Annotated in this window: 5 protein-coding genes; all 5 read right to left on the minus strand. The window is 71.2% G+C overall.

Going from position 1 to position 17262, the window contains the following annotated elements; genetic code table 11:
• Positions 1-12405, minus strand: a complete 12405-nt coding sequence (locus WS70_RS20515) for a thioester reductase domain-containing protein (protein WP_059596472.1) — start codon at positions 12403-12405, stop codon at positions 1-3.
• A 49-nt stretch (positions 12406-12454) separates the two neighbouring features.
• Entirely contained in the window at positions 12455-13867 is a 1413-nt protein-coding gene (locus WS70_RS20520; protein ID WP_059596473.1) for a gamma-aminobutyraldehyde dehydrogenase, read from the minus strand.
• A complete protein-coding gene (locus WS70_RS20525; RefSeq protein ID WP_059472516.1) occupies positions 13861-15282 on the minus strand; it encodes an aminotransferase in 1422 nt (473 codons plus the stop codon). Before WS70_RS20525 ends, WS70_RS20520 begins: the two co-directional genes overlap by 7 nt.
• Positions 15283-15290: 8 nt before the next feature.
• Complete coding sequence (locus WS70_RS20530) at positions 15291-16316, minus strand: TauD/TfdA family dioxygenase (RefSeq protein WP_059472517.1); 1026 nt, start codon at positions 16314-16316, stop codon at positions 15291-15293.
• Between the two features lie 390 nt (positions 16317-16706).
• Positions 16707-17225 (minus strand): SET domain-containing protein-lysine N-methyltransferase, encoded by a 519-nt coding sequence (locus tag WS70_RS20535; RefSeq protein ID WP_059596474.1) that lies wholly within the window; start codon positions 17223-17225, stop codon positions 16707-16709.
• Between the last annotated feature and the right edge of the window lie 37 nt (positions 17226-17262).

Genomic DNA, 17262 nt, shown 5'->3' on the forward strand with positions numbered 1-17262 from the left:
TCACGTGTGGGAGTGAAAGGAGGAAAGTCGCTCGCCGTCGTTCGGCTGGCCGGCGAGCGCGCGCAGGTCCGTGTCGTCGTCGAACATGCCGCGCAGGTAGCGGCGCAGCAGCGCGTCGTCGAACACGGGCACGACGATGCCGGCTTCCTCGAGCTCGCGATGTGTCGCCGTGCAGTCGTAGATGAACGTCGTTTCCTCGCGCTCGCGGGCGAGCTTCATGAGCTCGGCGTCGCTCATGTTCATCAACCATTGCACGACAGGCACGATCGATTGCACGTCGCCGCGTCGGTAGCGCACGCGCAGCTCGTCGATCCACGCGCGGTGCGTGAGCATGCGCATCGGCGTCGGCAACTGAGCGTTCATCATGTCGAACACCGTGCGCATCGGCGTGACCTGCATCGTCGACAGATGGAACACACGGCTGCCGTGCGGGTGCTTCGCGCCGAGATGCGCGAGCGCGCGCGCGACGTAGTCGACCGGCGTGATCACGAGGTCGTAGCGGAAGTCGTCGAACGCGGCGCCCATCAGCATGCAGCTCTTCAGCAGCCGATAGTAGGCCTGCAGCGGGTCGTAATGCCCGTGCCGCGCGTCGCCTGTCACGAGGCCGAGCCGGAACACGTTGCACGGCACGCCGCGCGCGGCCGCGAGATGCGTCAACTGCTCGCCGACCCACTTGCTCGTCGTGTAGCCCTGGTCGGAAGGGTGTTTTTCTTCGTCGATCGGCGCGGATTCGTCGAATATGTGCTTGCCGGTGCGCTCGCGCATGCTGAACACGGCGAGCGTCGACACGTAGTTGAACGTCTTCGGCCGGCCTTCGGTCGCGATGCGCAGCAGTTCGATCACGCCGTCGACGTTCGCGGCGCGCGCCATCTCGAACGATTCGAGATGGTTCATGCTGGTGCCGTTGTGATAGATCGCGTCGACTTCGGCGACGAGCCGCGCGCGATCGGCGTTCGACAAGCCGATGCGCGGGCGGCCGAGATCGCCCGGCACGGCGATCACGCGCGCGTCGTCGCCGTCACGCCACAGCGACCAGCGCTCGAGCGTCGCGCGGATCCGCGCGAGGCCCTGCGTGGCATCGGGCGAGCGCACGAGGCAGTAGATCGTCGCATCCGTGCGGTCGATCAGCTCGCGCAGCAGGTGACGGCCGACGAAGCCCGTCGCGCCCGTCAGCAGCAGCGCGCGCGGCGTGTCGGCGACGGGGGCGGGCAGCGGCGCGATGTCGCCGGGCAGCGCGGCCGCGCTCGCGAGGTCGACGTATGCCGGGCCGTCCGGCGCGTCGCGCATCCGCTCGGCGAGCCGGCGCACCGTCGGCGCCATGAAGATGTCCGCGACCGACAGCGTGACGCCGAATGCTTCGTTGATCTGATAGACGACGCCGATCGCGAGGATCGAATGGCCGCCGCAGTCGAAGAAGTTGTCGTCGATGCCGAGATCGTCGAGCTTCAGCGCCGTTGCGAAGATCGGCGCGAGCGCCGCTTCGGCTTCGTTCGCCGGCGGCGCGTACGGCGCGCGGCGATCGCGCGCGTCGGCTGACGGCGCGGCGACACGCTGCTCGGCATCGTCGCGGATCTGCGCGGCGAGCCGGTTCCACGCGTCGTCGAGCGGCATCGCCGCGTGCTGGAACGCGGTGCGTGCGATATAGCTCGCGAGCGCCGCGTAGTACTCGCTCGTGAACGGCACGTGGCCGGCGGCGTCCGCGTGCGGATCGAACACGTCGGCGACCGGATAGATCGCGGCGACGTCGCGCCAGTGCGCGACCGTCACGGCCGGCAGATCCGCGAGCGCCGCGGCTAGCGTGCGGTATGGCGCGAGCGACACGTCGTCTGTGTTTGCGTCTTCATGTTCGCCGCCGCTCGCGAGCGACGCCGCATCGTCAGGCAGAACCAGCACGAGCAGCGGCACGGCGAGCGACGGCGCCGCGTCGCGCAGCGCGTCGGCGAGCTCGTCGACGTAGCGTGCGATCCGTGCGGCGGCGGCGTCTGCGCCTGCATTGGCTTCGGCTTCGGCGCTCGCGTTCGCGCTCGCTCCGTCGAAGCGCAGCCAGTCGCCGGGCCTGACGAGCACGACGTTCATCCCGTGCCGGTTCGCATGGAACGGCGTCGACGGATCGTAAAGCGTCTGGAACAACTGACCGTACGGAGCGAAGTTCGGCTCGATCGATTGGCCCGTCGCGACGCTCCAGTAGCGCAGCGTGCCGGCGAGGGGGCTATCCGTGAACGTCGACGCGATTTCGAGACGCAGCGGCGGCATCGCGTCGGCGATCGTCCGTTCGAGCGCAAGCTCGGCGGGCGGCGCGAGGCCGGCGAGCGGCAGCGACGGATGCGCGAGCAGCGTGTGCAGCAGCTCGACGTAGTACGTGGCGATCGCTTCGGCGGTCCGGCGATCGAAAAGATCGGCGCTGAATTGCAGCACGCCTTCGATCGCGCGGTCCGATGCGCGCAGCCGCACGAACAGGTCGTAGTCGAGCCAGCCGGAATCGACTTCGACGGGCGTGACGCCGTCGGGCAGCGCCGGCATCGGGATCACGTTGAACATGATCTGGTAGAGCGGATTCGCGCCGCCGTGGCGCGCCGGATTCAGCGCCTCGACGAGCCGCGGATACGGCACGCCGAGATGATCGAACGCGCCGTGCACGGTGCGCCGCACGAGCGCGATTGCGTCCGGGAAGGTTTCGGCCGCGTCGAACCGCGTGCGCAGCACGAGCGCATAGGCGAGGCTGCCGATCATGTCGGCCGTGTCGTCGTCGGCGCGATTCGCGTAGGGACTGCCGACGACCACGTCGTCGCGGCCCGACAGCACGCGCAGCGCAACCTTGAACGCGGCGAGCATCACGACGAAGCGCGACAGCCCGTGCGTCTTGCAGTATGCGTCGAGCTGCGCGATCAGTTCCGCCGGGAATGCGAGCGGCACGCTCTGCCCTCGATAGCTCGGCACGGGCGGCCGCGCGCGGTCGCACGGCAGCGGCAGCGGCGGCGGCGCGTCGCGCAGACGATCGAGCCAGTATGGCAGCTCGCGTTCGACGACCTCGGGCAATTGCTCGTGTTCGCGCGCGGCCCACTCCGCGTATTGCGGGCGCTCGGCGCGCGATGCGGGCGCGCGGCCCGTGAGCGCGGCGCGCGCGAGCGCGTCGAGCAGCACGACGACGGACACCGCGTCGCCGACGATGTGATGCAGGTTCAGCAGGATCACGTGGTCGTCGTCGCGCAATTCGAGCACCGTCAGCCGGCTCGGCTCGCCCTGCTCGAGCGCGAAGCCTTCGCGGCTCGATTCCGTCAGGCATTCGGCGATGCGCGCGGCCTGGTGCTTCGGCAGCAGCGCGGACAGATCGTGATGGCGGATCGCCGCCGCGCGATGCGGCGCAACCTCGGCGCACGGTTCGCCGCCACGCACGACGAAGCGGGTGCGCAGCACGTCGTGCGAATCGATGAGCGTCCGGTACGCGGCTTCGAGCGCATCCGCGTGCCATTCGCCGCGCACGCGCAGCGCGCCCGGCAGGTTGAACGCCGGATTCGCGGGATTCAGGCGATCGAGGAAGAAGAATTGCTGTTGGTTCGACGACAGCGTGTGCAGTCGCGGGCGGGTGTCGCGCGGGGCGTGCGCGGGCTGCGTTGGCGATGCCGGGGGCGATGCGAGCTGCTGCGCGCGCGGCGTTTGCGGTTGAGTCGCCGAGGCGCCGGCGGCGGACGTGCCGGTTGCGGACGTGCCGGTCGCGGACGTGCCGGTCGCGGACATATCGGCGGCGCGCGCATCGGTCTTGACAGCGCCGGTATTCGACATGCCCGCCGCGATCGGCGGTTCCTTCGGCAGCAGCGCATCGATTGCGCGCGCACATTCGGCGAGCGTTTTCGCTTCCAGCATCAGGCTGAGCGGAATTTTCACGCCGAGCGTCTGTTGCAGCGCCCGGTGTGCGCGCGCCGCGCGGATCGAATCGCCGCCGAGCGAGAAGAACGATTCGCCCATGTCGATGTCCGGATAGCCGAGCACTTGCGCGACCGTCCGGCGGACGAGCGCCGCGGCGTCGGGCGTCGAGGCAGCCGGCGCGCCGACGTTCGCGTCGCTTGCCGCAGCCGTATCGCCGCGTGCGGATTCGACTGAAGGGCGGTGCGCCGGCTCGGTCGCGAGCGCGTGGTCGTCGCGGAACCAGTAGCTCGGGCCGTCGAACGGATACGTTGGCAAATGCACGCGCCGGCGCGCGCCGCCGCGATGCAGCGCGGACCAGTCGACGCCGAGCCCCTGGCACCAGAGCGCCGCGAGCTTGTCGAGCTTGCCGCTCGCGATGCATTGGCCGACGAGCGACGCGCGCAGCTCGGGATCGGCGTCGAGTTCGGCGAGGCTCTGCCGGTCAGCAGCGAGCCGATGCGCGTGCCAGCCGTGCGATGCGTCGCCTTCGACGAACGCGGCGAGCATCGCTTGCAGCGCGGCGACGGAGCCGACGACGCAGCCGAAGCGCGCGGCCATCGCTTCGCGGCCCGCTTGCAGCGTGTACGCGAGATCGTGCAGACGATCCGCGTCGATTTCGCCGTCGGCGAGCGCCGCGTGAAGCTGCCGCGCGCGGCGGCGCAGCGCGTCGTCGGTCGCGGCGGACAGCACGATGATCGCGGAACTGGCATCGTCGGCGTCAGTCGCGACGCGCGCGTCGACGAACTCTTCGAGCACGACGTGCGCGTTCGCGCCGCCCGCGCCGAACGACGACACGCCGGCGATTCGCGGCCAATCGCCCGTGTCCGGCTTCGGCCATGGCGCGAGCCGGCGCTGCAGCACGAACGGCGATTGCGCGAAATCGATGTCGGGATTCGCCTCGTCCGCGTGCAGCGTCGGCACGAGCGCGCGGTGCTTCATCTGCAGCAGCACTTTCGTGACGCCGGCGATGCCCGCCGCGCTCTCGCAATGGCCGATGTTCGACTTGACCGAGCCGAGCGCGCAGAAGCCGCGATCGCCGGTGGTTTCGGCGAACGCGCGCGTGAGGCCGGCGAGCTCGATCGGATCGCCGAGCGCGGTGCCGGTGCCGTGCGCCTCGACGTAGCCGACCGCGCGCGCGGGCACGCCGCTTCTCGCGAGCGCCGCGCCGACGACCGCCTGTTGCGCGCGCGGATTCGGCACGGTGAGGCCGTGCGTCTTGCCGCCCGCGTTGATCATGCTGCCGCGGATGATGCCGTGGATCGCGTCACCGTCGGCGAGCGCGCGCGACAGCGGCTTCAGCACGAGCACGCCGACGCCCTCGCCGTCGACGAAGCCGTCCGCGCCCGCGCCGAACGCGCGGCACGCGTCGCCCGCCGACAGCATCGTCAGCGAGGACAGGCCGACCAGATGATTCGGACTCTGAATGAGATTGACGCCGCCCGCGAGCGCGCAGTCGCAGGTGCCGCTGCGCAGGCTTTCGAGCGCGAGATGGATCGCGGTCAGCGACGACGAGCATGCGGTGTCGACGGCGAGGCTCGGCCCGTGCAGGTCGAGCGCGTGCGACACGCGGTTCGCGATGCTCCAGAACTGCGCGCCCGTCGGGTAGCCGCCGTTCATCACGCCGACGAACACGCCGACCTCGCGGCTCGCGCTGAGCGTCGCGGGCGTGTAGCCCGCATCCTCGATTGCGGCCCACGATTCTTCGAGAAACAGGCGGCCTTGCGGATCGATGTTCTCCGCGTCGCTCGGCGCGATCCGGAAGAACGCGGCGTCGAAGCGGTCGATCTGCTTCAGGAAGCCGCCCCAGCGGCTGTACGTGCGGCCGGGCACGCCTTTCTCCGTGTCGAAGTGCGTGCGCCAGTCCCAGCGCTCGGCGGGCACCTCGGTGATGCAGTGGCGGCCCGCGCGGAGGTTGTCCCAGAACTCGCGCAGGTTGTCCGCCTGTGCGTAGCGGCCCGACATGCCGATCACGGCGACGGCCGTATCGTCGGTGCTCGCTGGCATCGCGGAGCGCACGTGGGGGAGCATTGCCGGTGTCGCCGGGTGCGATGCGCGCTCGCTCGATGCGGCTCGATCCGGCATCGTCGATGCGGACATGGGCGCGGGTGTGCCGCAGAATGCGCGGCCGGTCGCGTTCGCCTGCGCAGCGGCGCGTTCAGCGAGCGACTTGTTTGCGGCGGCAGCTGCAGCCGCATCGCCGCCGAGCACGCGCTCGCACGCGGCGCGATGCTCGGCGACGAAGAAATCGGCGAGCGCATTCAGCGTCGCGTGCTCGAACAGCGTCGCGTTCGACAGCGCGACGCCGAACGTTTCGCGCAGCGTCTTCGTCAGGCCGATCACGAGAATCGAGTCGACGCCGTAGCTGCCGAGCGGCTGATCCGGCGCGAGCTTGCCGGCCGGCATTTTCAGCGTTCGCGCGACGAGCTGCGTCAGCCACTGCAGGCAGCGCTCGCGCAGGTTCGCGCCGGCTGCCGGCGCGGCCGGCGACGAAGCCGAAATCGCGCGCGCGGCTGCGGTGGCCGGCGTCGCGGCGGCCGCGTGCGGCCGCGCATCGACCTGCGCCGGACCGCGCGCATCGACGGCCGCGGGCTGCACGATCACGCCGTCGCTGATCGCGACGATCACGCCCTGGCCGGCGTTCGCGCCATCGACAGGGCCGCCGTCGAGCACCGTGAAGCCTGCCTCGCGCAATGCATGCGTCCAGCCGTCGCGCGACAGCAGCGGGCTGCCCGGCAGGCGGCGCGCGCTGTCGCGATGCCGCCACCAGCCCGGCAGCAGGCCGAACGTCGCATGCGCGAAGCCGTGCGTGTCGAGCAGCTCGTTGACGATCAGATGGCCGCCTGTCTTCAGCAGCGCCTTCGCGTTGCGCAGCGTGACGCCGATGTCCTGCGTCGCGTGCAGCACGTTGGTCGCGATCACGATGTCGTAGCCGCCCGCGTCGAGCGCCTGATCGCCGACCGGCCGCTCGACGTCGAACAGCCGGTAGCGCAGCATGTCGCGGCCTCGGCCGAACGATTGCTCGGCGTTCAGCAGGAACGCCTTCGAGATGTCGGTGAAATCGTAGCGGCCGAGCCGCGCGCCGCTTGCGTCGAGCGCCGCGAGGAGCGGCGCGGTCGTGCCGCCCGTGCCCGCGCCGATCTCGGCGAGCGTCGCGGGCTGGCGGGCGCCCGTGCCGGCGACGAGGTGCAGCACCGCGTCGGCGAGCGCACGGTTGCAGCGGTCTGCCTGCTCGTTGCGCTGATAGACGGCTTCGACGCGGCTCAGGTCGCCGTCGGGGAACAGGACCGATGTCGCGGGCACGCGGCCTTGCAGGATCGAGGGCAGCGCGTCGAGCGTCGCGTCGACGAGCGCGAGGTGAGCGTTCAGCAGCGCCGTGCGCGCGAGCTCGGCGCGCGCTTGCCGCCATTCGGCGCGCGCGGCGTCCACGGACGGCGGCAGGCCGGCGATGCGGCCCGTGCGGCCGTCCCACGCGATGCAGCCGTGCCGTGCGATCAGCGTCAGCGCGTGCGCGAGCCAGCGGCGGTAGGCGGGCGCGATGAGGCCGGCGTGCAGCGCAGTGTCGACGTCGAACGATGCGCCGGGTTGCGCGGCGCGGCAAGCCGATGCGCATTCGCACTGGCCCGCGTGTGCGCCGTCGCACGCGGGGCGATCGTCGGATGCGGCGACGCGTATCGTCGTCTTGCCGATTTGCGCGTTCGTGTGCACGTGCGGGGCATCGGCATTGTCGCTTGCCGTCGCTGTGCCGTCGGTTCTGCCGTCGGCGAACACGCGCAGCGCGGCGAGCTCCGCGAACAGGCGGCGCGCGATCGCACGGTCGAGATCGGCGAGCGCGTGTTGCCACTGCGCGCTGTCGCCCGTCGCGTCGACGCGCGGCGGCGGCGCTTCGGCGAGCGCATCCGAGCGCGGCGCGACGCGGGCCGCGAGCGCGGGCTCGAGCGTCGGCACCGCCGCGCTCGCGATCGTCTTCAGGTAGCCGACCTGATCGACGGGCGCGCCGAGCAGCGCGTCGACGACGGCCATTGCCGCCGCCGGCTCGATCGAGCCGATGCCGAGCGCGGCCATCCGCCGACGATAGGGCTCGGACGCGACGACGCCCGTCTGCCCCCAATAGCCCCAGTTCACGACCTTGACCGCGCACCGGACCTGCGTGCGCAGCCAATCGGCGAACGCGTCGCGGAACGTGCAGCCCGCTGCGTAATTGCTCTGGCCCGCCGCGACGAACGCGCTCTGCAGCGACGAGAAGAACAGGATGAAGTCGAGCGTGTCGTCGCCGAACACGCTTGCCAGGTTCGTAGTCGTTGCGACCTGCGCGTTCAGCGCCGCGCTGAACTGCGCTTCGTCCTGCTGCGCGAGGCCGCCGTCGTGCAGCACGATCGCCGTGTGCACGATGCCGTCGATCCGGCCGAAGCGCTCGAGCACCGCGTCGCGCGCGGCGCGCAGGCTGGCGACGTCGCTCGCGTCCGCGCGCAGATACGACGGGCGCGGGCCGAGTGCGGCGAGTGTGTCGCAGTGTGCATCGATCTGCGCGTCGAGCGGCCGCCGTCCGATCCACACGATCTGCGCGCCGCACGCGCGAATCGCGTGCTCGGTCCAGACCCGGCCGATGCCGCCCGCGCCGCCGATCGCGACATAGACGCCGCCCGGCCGGTACGGCGGCTCGGTGCGCGCGGGCAGCGCCGAGAGCGGCACGAGCCGGCGCGCGAACCATTGGCCGTGCCGGTGCAGCAGCAGCGGGTGGCCGCTTTCGGTGTCCTGCGTTCGCCAGTCGGCGGGCAGCGCGTCGGCGTCGGACAGATCGAGCAGCCGCACGCGCCAATGCGGATATTCGTTCGCAAGCGACCCGCACAGTCCGGCGAGGTCCGCATGCGCGGGGAACGCGGGCGCGTCGCCCGGCATCGTCCACGCGCGCACGGTCAGCACGGTCAGCTCGAATGCGCGGTCGCCGACGCCGAGCGCGAGCAGCCGCTTGACGAGCCGGAAGCCGTCGAGGCCCGCGCATCGCGTGAGCTGTGCGCGCGGATCCGCCGAGGCGGGCGGCAGCCAGACGAGATGCTCGACATGCGCGTCGAGTTCGGCGAGGTCGTCGATCGCGCGCAACGCTGGGCGCGTCGCGGCGAGCGCTGCGCGCTGGGCGGGCGTGCCGCCCAATACGGTCAGTCTGGCGGCGTGCGGCGCGTGCGTCGCTGCGTTCGCCGCGCACGCCAGCCACTGCGGCGCAAGCAGATGCTCGCCGGGCGTCGCGAGCCGCGGCGCTTCGTGCGACGCCGCGCGTCGTCCCGACGCGAGCGCGAAGCCGCGCAGCGATGCGCACCGCTCGCCGCGCTCGGTCACGAGATCGAGGTCGAACGTGCGATGGCCCGACGCGGCCGGCACTTCGCGAATCCATGCATGGACGCTGTCCGCGAGCGGCCCGACGAATTCGATGCGCGCGAGCGCCGCAGGCAGGAGCGCGCCGTCGATGCGTCCCGCGTCCGCGAGTTGCAGGCCCGCGATCGCCTGGAACGCGCCGTCGAGCAGCGCGACGAGCCGCGCATCGTCCGCCATGCGCGCGAGCGCCGCCGCGTCGAACTCGGCGAGCACTTCTTCGCGGCCGACCGCGAGCGCGCGCAGCGGGCGAAAGGTCGGTCCGTAATCGATGCCGATCGCGGCGAATGCGTCGTAGCACGCGTCGGCCGAGATCGGCTGCGTGCAGCGTGCGCGGATCGCTGCGATGTCGAGCGCGGGGGCTGCCGGCCGGGCGCTTGCGGAGCGGGTCGCGCGTCCGCGGCCGAGCGGCGTGTCGACGGCGGGGGAGGCGGCGATCGCGAATCGTGCGGCGTCTCTGTTATTGCCGCGGCCGTCGTCATCGTTACCGTTGTCGTCTTCGTCTTCGTCTTCGTCTTCGTCTTCGTCGCGCGCGAACGTGACGTGCAGATCGGTCGGCGCGCCGATCGCGATCGGCGCGAGCCATTCGATGTCGTGCAGCGCGACGTGCGCGCGGGTGTCCGCGCCGCTCCAGTCGTCTGAATGGCTCGAACCGCTCGCCTCGGCTTCGAACGCGCGCCATGCGATCACGATCTGCGCGGCGGCGGCGAGCACGGGTTCGCCCGCGAGCCGGTGATCGGCGACGAGCGGCGCATCGGGCGCGATGGGTAGCCGGTATGCGCTTTCGCCTGCGGGCGCGAGCGCGAAGCGCGACGGCGTCGCTTCGTCGGTCGGCCAGTGCCGCTCGCCTTCGAACGGATAGACGGGCAATCGCAAGCGCGGCGTCGCGTCGCGCCACGCGACGGGCAGCGGCGCGGACGCGCCCGCGAGCCACGCGGCATGCTCGGGGGCGTGCGGCCGCAGGCGCGCGTCGTTGCGCACGAGCGTCTCGGCGTCGCCGTCCAGTGCGATCGCGAGCTGCGCGCGAAGCGTGTCGAGCGACGCGCACGTAACGCCGAAGCGGCGCGACATCGGTTCGCGGCCGATCGACAGCGTTTTCGCGAGCGCCGGCAGCCATGCATCGTCGGCGCGCTCGGCGTCGAGCCAGCGCGCGAGCTGCGCGGCGCGCATGCGCAGCGCGGTGTCGGTGCGCGCCGACAAGGGGATGAACCAGGTCGGCGGATCGGTCGCGTCCGCTGCGTTCGCGAAAGCGGCTTCGGATTCGGCTGCGGTTGCGGTTGCGGACGCCGGGACGGACGCCGGCCGCGACGAGTTCGCGCCGTCGGCCGGCTGAGCATCGGCCGACTGCAGCACGACGTGCGCGTTCGATCCACCGAACCCGAACGAACTGACGCCCGCGCGAAGCGGCGTCGGCGTCGCTTCGCCCGGCCACGGCGTCGGCTCGGTGACGATGTGGTAGCGGCTGTCGTCGAGCTTCAGGTACGGATTCGGCTCGCGGCAATGCAGGCTCGGCGGCAGCATCCGCCGGTTCATCGCGAGCACGACCTTGACGATGCCCGCGAGACCCGCCGCCGCTTCGAGATGCCCGATGTTGGTCTTGACCGAGCCGAGGCCGCAGCGCGCCGGCGCACGTGCATCGGCATGCTCGCGAGCGCATGCGTCGAAGCCCTGGCGCAGCGCCTGCACTTCGATCGGATCGCCGAGCGGCGTGCCGGTGCCGTGGGCTTCGACGTACGAGACGGTCGCCGGATCGACGCCCGCGTCGCGATACGCGGCCTCGATCAGCGCGGCCTGCGCGTTCGCGTCGGGCGCGGTCAGGAACGCCGCGCGGCCGCCGTGATTGATCGCGCTGCCCTTGATCACCGCGAGCACCGGATGCCGGCCCGCGCGCGCGTGTTCGAGCGGCATCAGCACGAGCGCCGCGACGCCTTCGCCGCGCACATAGCCGTTCGCCGACGCATCGAATGTCTTGCACCGCCCGTCCGGACTCAGCATGCCGGCGGCGGCGAGCGCGCGATGCAGCCGCGTCGTCAGCATCACGTTGACGCCGCCCACGATCGCGACGCCGCTCTCGCCGCGCCGCAGCGCGCGCACCGCGCGGTGCAGCGCGACGAGCGAGCTCGAGCACGCGGTGTCGACGGCCTCGCTCGGCCCGTGCGTGCCGAGCAGATGCGACAGCCGGTTCGGCAGCATCGCGTGCGCGTTGCCGACCGCGAGATGGCCGTCCGCGCCGGGCAGCAGATCGAGGTAGTCGGACGTGCTGACGCCGACGAACACCGCCGTGTCGCTGCCCATCAGATCGGACGGGCGGATCGCCGCGTCCTCGAGCGCGGCCCACGCGGTCTGCAGCAGCAGGCGCTGCTGCGGATCCATCTGCTCGGCCTCGCGCGGCGAGACGCCGAAGAACGCGGCGTCGAAATATTCGACGCGCGGAATGAAGCCGCCCCAGCGCGATGCGGGTTCGCCGTCGACCGCGCGCCAGTCCCAGCGCGACGGCGGCGCATCGGTGATCAGGTCGTCGCCGGCGGCGAGGTGCCGCCAGAATTCGGCGAGATCGGCCGATTGCGGGAAGAGGCCGGCCATGCCGACGATCGCGACGTCGCTTGCCGATTCGTCGTGCGCGCCGGCGGTCGTGTCGTGACGCGTTTCATCGGGAGCTTCGTCGTGCAATGTGTCGTGTTGCGAATGCGCGCCAACAAACGGCGCGTCCGCGCGCCGGGCGATCATGTGCGGCATGTCCGCGGCTTGCACGGTCGCGGGCTGCTCCGCCGCCGTCCCGGCTTCGGCGCGGCTGCCGGCTGCGTCCGCAGCGGTCGTGGCCGCCGCCGCGTCCGTCTCGCTTTCGATCGCGCCGTGATGCTTGGACGCGATCTCGGCCGCGTGCCGCGCGAGCAGATACGCCGCGATCTGGCGCGGCGCGTGCACATCGAAGAACAGCGTCGGCGCGAGATCGAGTCCGTAGTATTCGTTCAGGCGTCCGGACAGTTCGACGTACTGCAGCGAGCCGAAGCCCAGCGTGTGCAACGGATGCTCAGCGGCCGCCGCGTCGAACGGGCGGCCGGCGACGTCGCCGGCGAGCGACAGGACGGCCGCTTCGACGGCCGTGGCGAGTTCGCGGGAAGGGGTGGGTGCGGTCATGGGAATCGTCTGTGTCGGGTTCGAAAAAGTACGCGGTGCGTCGTGCGCGTCAGTACCGCCACATCACGTGGCGCGGCTGCGTGTAGTCGGCGAGGCCGAGCGTCGACAGATCGGAGCCGTAGCCGGACTGCTTGGTCCCGCCGTGCGGCATGTCGGCCGTGTAGGTGAAATGCGCGTTCACCCACGTGACGCCCGCCTCGATGCAAGCGGCGAGCCGCATGCCGCGCGCCGCGTCGCGGGTCCACACCGACGACGCCAATCCGTATTCCGAATCGTTCGCCCAGCGAAGCGCCTGAGATTCGGTATCGAACGGCGTCAGCGTGACCACCGGGCCGAACGCTTCGCGGCGCATCGCCGCATCGTCGTGGCGCACGCCGGCGATCACGGTCGGCGCGTAATAGCAGCCGGGGCCGGCGAGCGGCGCGCCGCCCGCGAGCACCGTCGCGTGCGGCGGCGCGGTCGCTTCCTGCACGAAGCGATCGACGCGCGCGCGGTGCGCGGCGCTGACGAGCGGCCCCATCTCGGCGTCGGCGCGTTCGGGCGCGCCGACGCGCAGCATGCCGGCCGCGTCCGCGAGCCGCTGCGCGAGCGTGTCGTAGACGCCGCGCTGCGCGTAGATCCGCGTCGCCGCCGTGCAGTCCTGCCCGGCGTTGTAAAAGCCCGCGTAGCGGATGCCGGCGACGACCGCGTCGAGATCGGCATCGTCGAACACGAGGACGGGCGCCTTGCCGCCGAGTTCGAGATGCGTGCGCTTCAGATTGCCGGTGGCCGCGGCGAGCACGGACTTGCCGGCTTCGACCGAGCCCGTCAGCGAGACCATCCGCACGCGCGGATGCGCGGCGAGCGCGCGGCCGACCGTCGCGCCGCCGCCGAGCACGATGTTGACGACGCCCGCGGGGAAGATGCGGGCGAGCGCGGCTTCGAGCGCGACGATCGACAGCGGCGTCCACTCCGACGGCTTGAACACGATCGTGTTGCCGGCGGCGAGCGCCGGCGCGAGCTTCCACGCGGCCATCATCAGCGGGTAGTTCCATGGCGCGATCTGCGCGACGACGCCGACGGGATCGCGCCGCACCATGCTCGTATGGCCTACGACGTATTCGCCCGCGGACGGCCCGCTCGCGGTGCGCGCCGCGCCCGCGTAGAAGCGGAAGCAGTCGGCGACGGCGGGCATCTCGTCCTGCACGACGAGATGCAGCGGCTTGCCGGTGTTGCGGCTTTCGATGCGGGCGAGCGTCTCGGCCTGGCGGTCGATTTCGTCGGCGAGCGCGAGCAGCAGGCTCGCGCGCGTCTGCGGCGTCGTCGCGCGCCATGCGGGGAACGCGGCTTCGGCCGCCGCGACCGCGCGCTCGATGTCGGCCGCGCTCGCGGAAGCGGGCGACGCGAGCGGCGCGCCCGTCGCCGGATCGACGATCGAGAGCGGCTCGCCGCCCCCTTCGATGCAGACGCCGTTGATCAGCATGTCTCGTTTTCCTCGGGAAGGGGCGCGCATTCGGCGAGCTCGCGCTGCGTGCGTTCGAGTGCGGTGGCGAGAATCGCGCAGATTTCGTCGATGTCGGCGCGGGTCACGGTGAGGGGCGGCGACAGGATGCACATGCTCTCGTACGGCCGGACGAGCAGGCCCATCGCCTCGCAATGGCGGTCGACGCGCTGCGCGATCGCGATGTCGTCCGGCGTCGGCAGCGCGCCGGCCGCGCCCGCGCCGCTCGTGCATTCGATGCACGCCATCAGGTGATCGCCGCGCACGTCGCCGACTATGGGGAAGCGCCGCAGCGCGTCGAGCTGGCGGATGAGGTATGGGCCGACGTCGCGCACGTGCTCGCAGATCCGCTCGCGCTCCATCAGCTCGATGTTCGCGAGCGCGGCGGCGCTCGCGACCGGATGGCCGGAATACGTGAAGCCGTTCGTAAACACGCCGTTGCCGTAAGCGTGTTCGCCCGACACCGCATCGACGAGCCGCTCCGAGATCAGCACCGCGCCGAGCGGCTGATAGCCGGACGTGAGCCCCTTCGCGACGACGATCATGTCGGGCTCGATGCCGAAGTGCGCGTGCGACGCGAAGAAGTGGCCGACGCGGCCGAAGCCCGTGACGACTTCGTCGGAGATGTACAGGATGTCGTGCTGGCGGCAGCGCTCGCGCATCGCGGCGAGGTAGCCGGGCGGCGGCACGATCACGCCGCCGGACGCGAGGATCGGCTCGGCGATGAAGCACGCGATCCGGTCCGCGCCGAGCTTCGCGATCAGCGCGTCGAATTCGTCGACGAGCGTCGCGCAGAACGCGTCGACGCTCATGCCGGGCGGCCGCCGGTAAGGGTTCGGCGACGACAGGTGATGAACGATCGTGTCGTCGTAATGGAAGCACGTGCGGTCCCACGCCTTGCCGGACACCGACGCGGCGAGATACGTGCTGCCGTGGTAAGCGTCGCCGCGCGTGACGATGTGGCGCTTGCGCGGGCGGCCGGTCGCGCCGAAGTAGTAATGCGCGAAGCGCAGCGCGGATTCGACCGCGGTCGAGCCGCAGGTGGTCAGGTGCACGCGCTTCAGGTCGCCGGGCGCGAGCGCGGCGAGCCGCGCGCCGAGCGCGGCGGCCGGCTCGTTCGTCATCGCGCCGAACGGCGTGTAGAACGGCATGCGCAGCGCCTGGTCGCGGATCGCGTCCGCGATTTCACGGCGGCCGTAGCCGACGGTCACGCACCACATGCCGCCGATCGCGTCGAGATACGTGCGGCCGTTCGAGTCGGTCACGCGCGTGCCGTCCGCGTCGACGACGACGGTCGGCGTTTCGCGGCCGAGCGCGGACAGGTCGGCCCACGGGTGCAGCAGATGCCGCGTGTCCTGCTGCGCGCTCGTGAGAGGAGGATCGTTTCGGTGTGCCATCGGAAACCTCAGTCGGTCAGGCTGACGAGATGCAGGCGCGGCCCGGAGAACGCGAAACGGCCGTGCTGCACGTAGGTGTTGTCGAGCACGAGCACGTCGCCCGGCCGCATCGAGACCGCGCGCGACGTGCGCCACAGCGCCGCGCGCAATTTCGTGACGAGCTCGGGATCGATCGGCTCGCCGTCGCCGTACGTCGTCGTCGCCGGATAGCGCGCGTCGTCCCAGTCGGACGGGAAGAGCGGATGGCTGCGCCAGTACGACGCGTGCAGCTCCGTCACCTGGTTGAACCACAGCGGCGCGCCGCCCGCGGGATCGTCGAGGAACGCGTCGTGGACGTAGCCGTAGCCGAGGCCGTCGTCGTCGAGCCAGCGGTGTGCGTAGCCTTTGTCGCGCATCAGCGCGTCGACGGCGTCGCGGTCGCGCACGCCGAACGTGTCGATCCAGCCGATCTGCGTCGGCGTCGATTCGCGCGGCAGATAGCGGTGGTAGCCGATCCGCTTGCGCTCGAACTTCGCGAGAATCTCGTCGGGGATTTGCCCGGCGGCGAGCCGGATGTCGTTGATCGGCACTTCGCCGCCTTCGTCCGCGGCGGCCGCGCAGAAGAAGAACACCTTGCGCGGAGCGTCGGGCAGATAGGCCATCTCGTTGTGCGGGGCCATCGTGATGCGCGGGTCTTCCTGGCTCGCGACGAGCGCGTAGCCCGCGTCGCGCGCGCGCACCGCGATGCCGCCGCTGTAACTGCGCGGCGCGTAGCCGAGCGCTCGCATGAACGCGTCGAAGCCGGCGCGGCCGGCGATCGGCAGCCCGCGGAACAGCAGCGCGCCCGTGTCGGGCAGCCGCGCGTCGATCGCGTCGCGGCAGAGGACGGCGGCGTCGGCGGGCGTGTCGGCCGGATGCGCGAGCGCGAGCGCCAGATCGTTCGCGATCGGAATCGTTACCGGCACGAGCGGGCTGTCGGCTCCCGCCAGAAAGGCGCGGCCACGGACCGGCACCTGGCGACGGTCGTTTTCTTGCAGTTCGATGAAGGAATCCATAGCGCGTTCTCCATTCGTTGATGAGGCGGGCGGGACGCGGCGCGGCGGCGCGCGTCGGACGCCCGTGGTGGGCGGGCGGCGCGTGATCGGGGTATTGCGCGGCGATGGCAATGGCGATATGGACGTCGATGTCGAACACGATTTCGAGATCACTGCGCGCCGCCGATTTCTGCACCGACATGAACGCCATGCACCCGATTGCCGGGCATCGGAACGCCGATCGCCGAGTGCCCGACTGCCGGGCGTACGACCCGCGACCGTCGATCGGCGATCACGGAAGACCGGCCACCGATCGCAAGACCCGATCGCACAACCGCACCGCACGCAACCGCCCGCCGGCGAAACATCGTGGCCACGCTTACGACGCGCATCGCGCGCCGCACGCACCGATCACGCGAGCGCGGCGGTCCGCAATCCGGCGAGGAGCGCCAACCCGTTTTCGTTCGGCAGCTCCTTCGCGCCGGTGATCCAGCGCCGGCAGTTCGGCGCGCCGCAGTGGCACTCGAACTGGCGCATCAGCACGTCCTCGGTCGACGCGTAATCCATCGTCAGTATTTCGCCCGGCGCGATATCGCGCAGCGACCACAGCTCGAATCCCGCCATGTCGAGGCGCACGTTCGGATCGCACGAATGGAGCAGCAGGCCGCTGAAGTGCGGGTCGTACAGATGCGTGTGCGCGTTGATCTGCAGCGTGTGCAGCCGGCAGAACGCGGTGATCTGCCCGGACACGCGCGCCATCCGCCGTCCGCGCGCGAACGCGTGGAGGACGCGGACGCCCGCGCCGCGGCCGTCCTGCGTCTGGATGATCTGGAACGTGTCGGTCGACGGATAGCCGTCGTCGACCTTCAGGTCGGGTGACGGATAGATCCCCGTGCGTTGCTGGACAGGATCGATGAGGGTGATCGTCATGCTGCTCTCCTTGACTGAGTTCGTGCGCCGGGCGGGA

Origin of the sequence: Burkholderia mayonis (assembly GCF_001523745.2) — a bacterium.
Taxonomy (GTDB): Bacteria; Pseudomonadota; Gammaproteobacteria; order Burkholderiales; family Burkholderiaceae; genus Burkholderia; species Burkholderia mayonis.

What these genes read in the sequence shown, in the direction of transcription:
- WS70_RS20515 (WP_059596472.1), bottom strand. Translation starts at nt 12,405, where the DNA reads ATGACCGCACCCACCCCTTCCCGCGAACTCGCCACGGCCGTCGAAGCG.
- WS70_RS20520 (WP_059596473.1), bottom strand. Translation starts at nt 13,867, where the DNA reads ATGCTGATCAACGGCGTCTGCATCGAAGGGGGCGGCGAGCCGCTCTCG.
- WS70_RS20525 (WP_059472516.1), bottom strand. Translation starts at nt 15,282, where the DNA reads ATGGCACACCGAAACGATCCTCCTCTCACGAGCGCGCAGCAGGACACG.
- WS70_RS20530 (WP_059472517.1), bottom strand. Translation starts at nt 16,316, where the DNA reads ATGGATTCCTTCATCGAACTGCAAGAAAACGACCGTCGCCAGGTGCCG.
- WS70_RS20535 (WP_059596474.1), bottom strand. Translation starts at nt 17,225, where the DNA reads ATGACGATCACCCTCATCGATCCTGTCCAGCAACGCACGGGGATCTAT.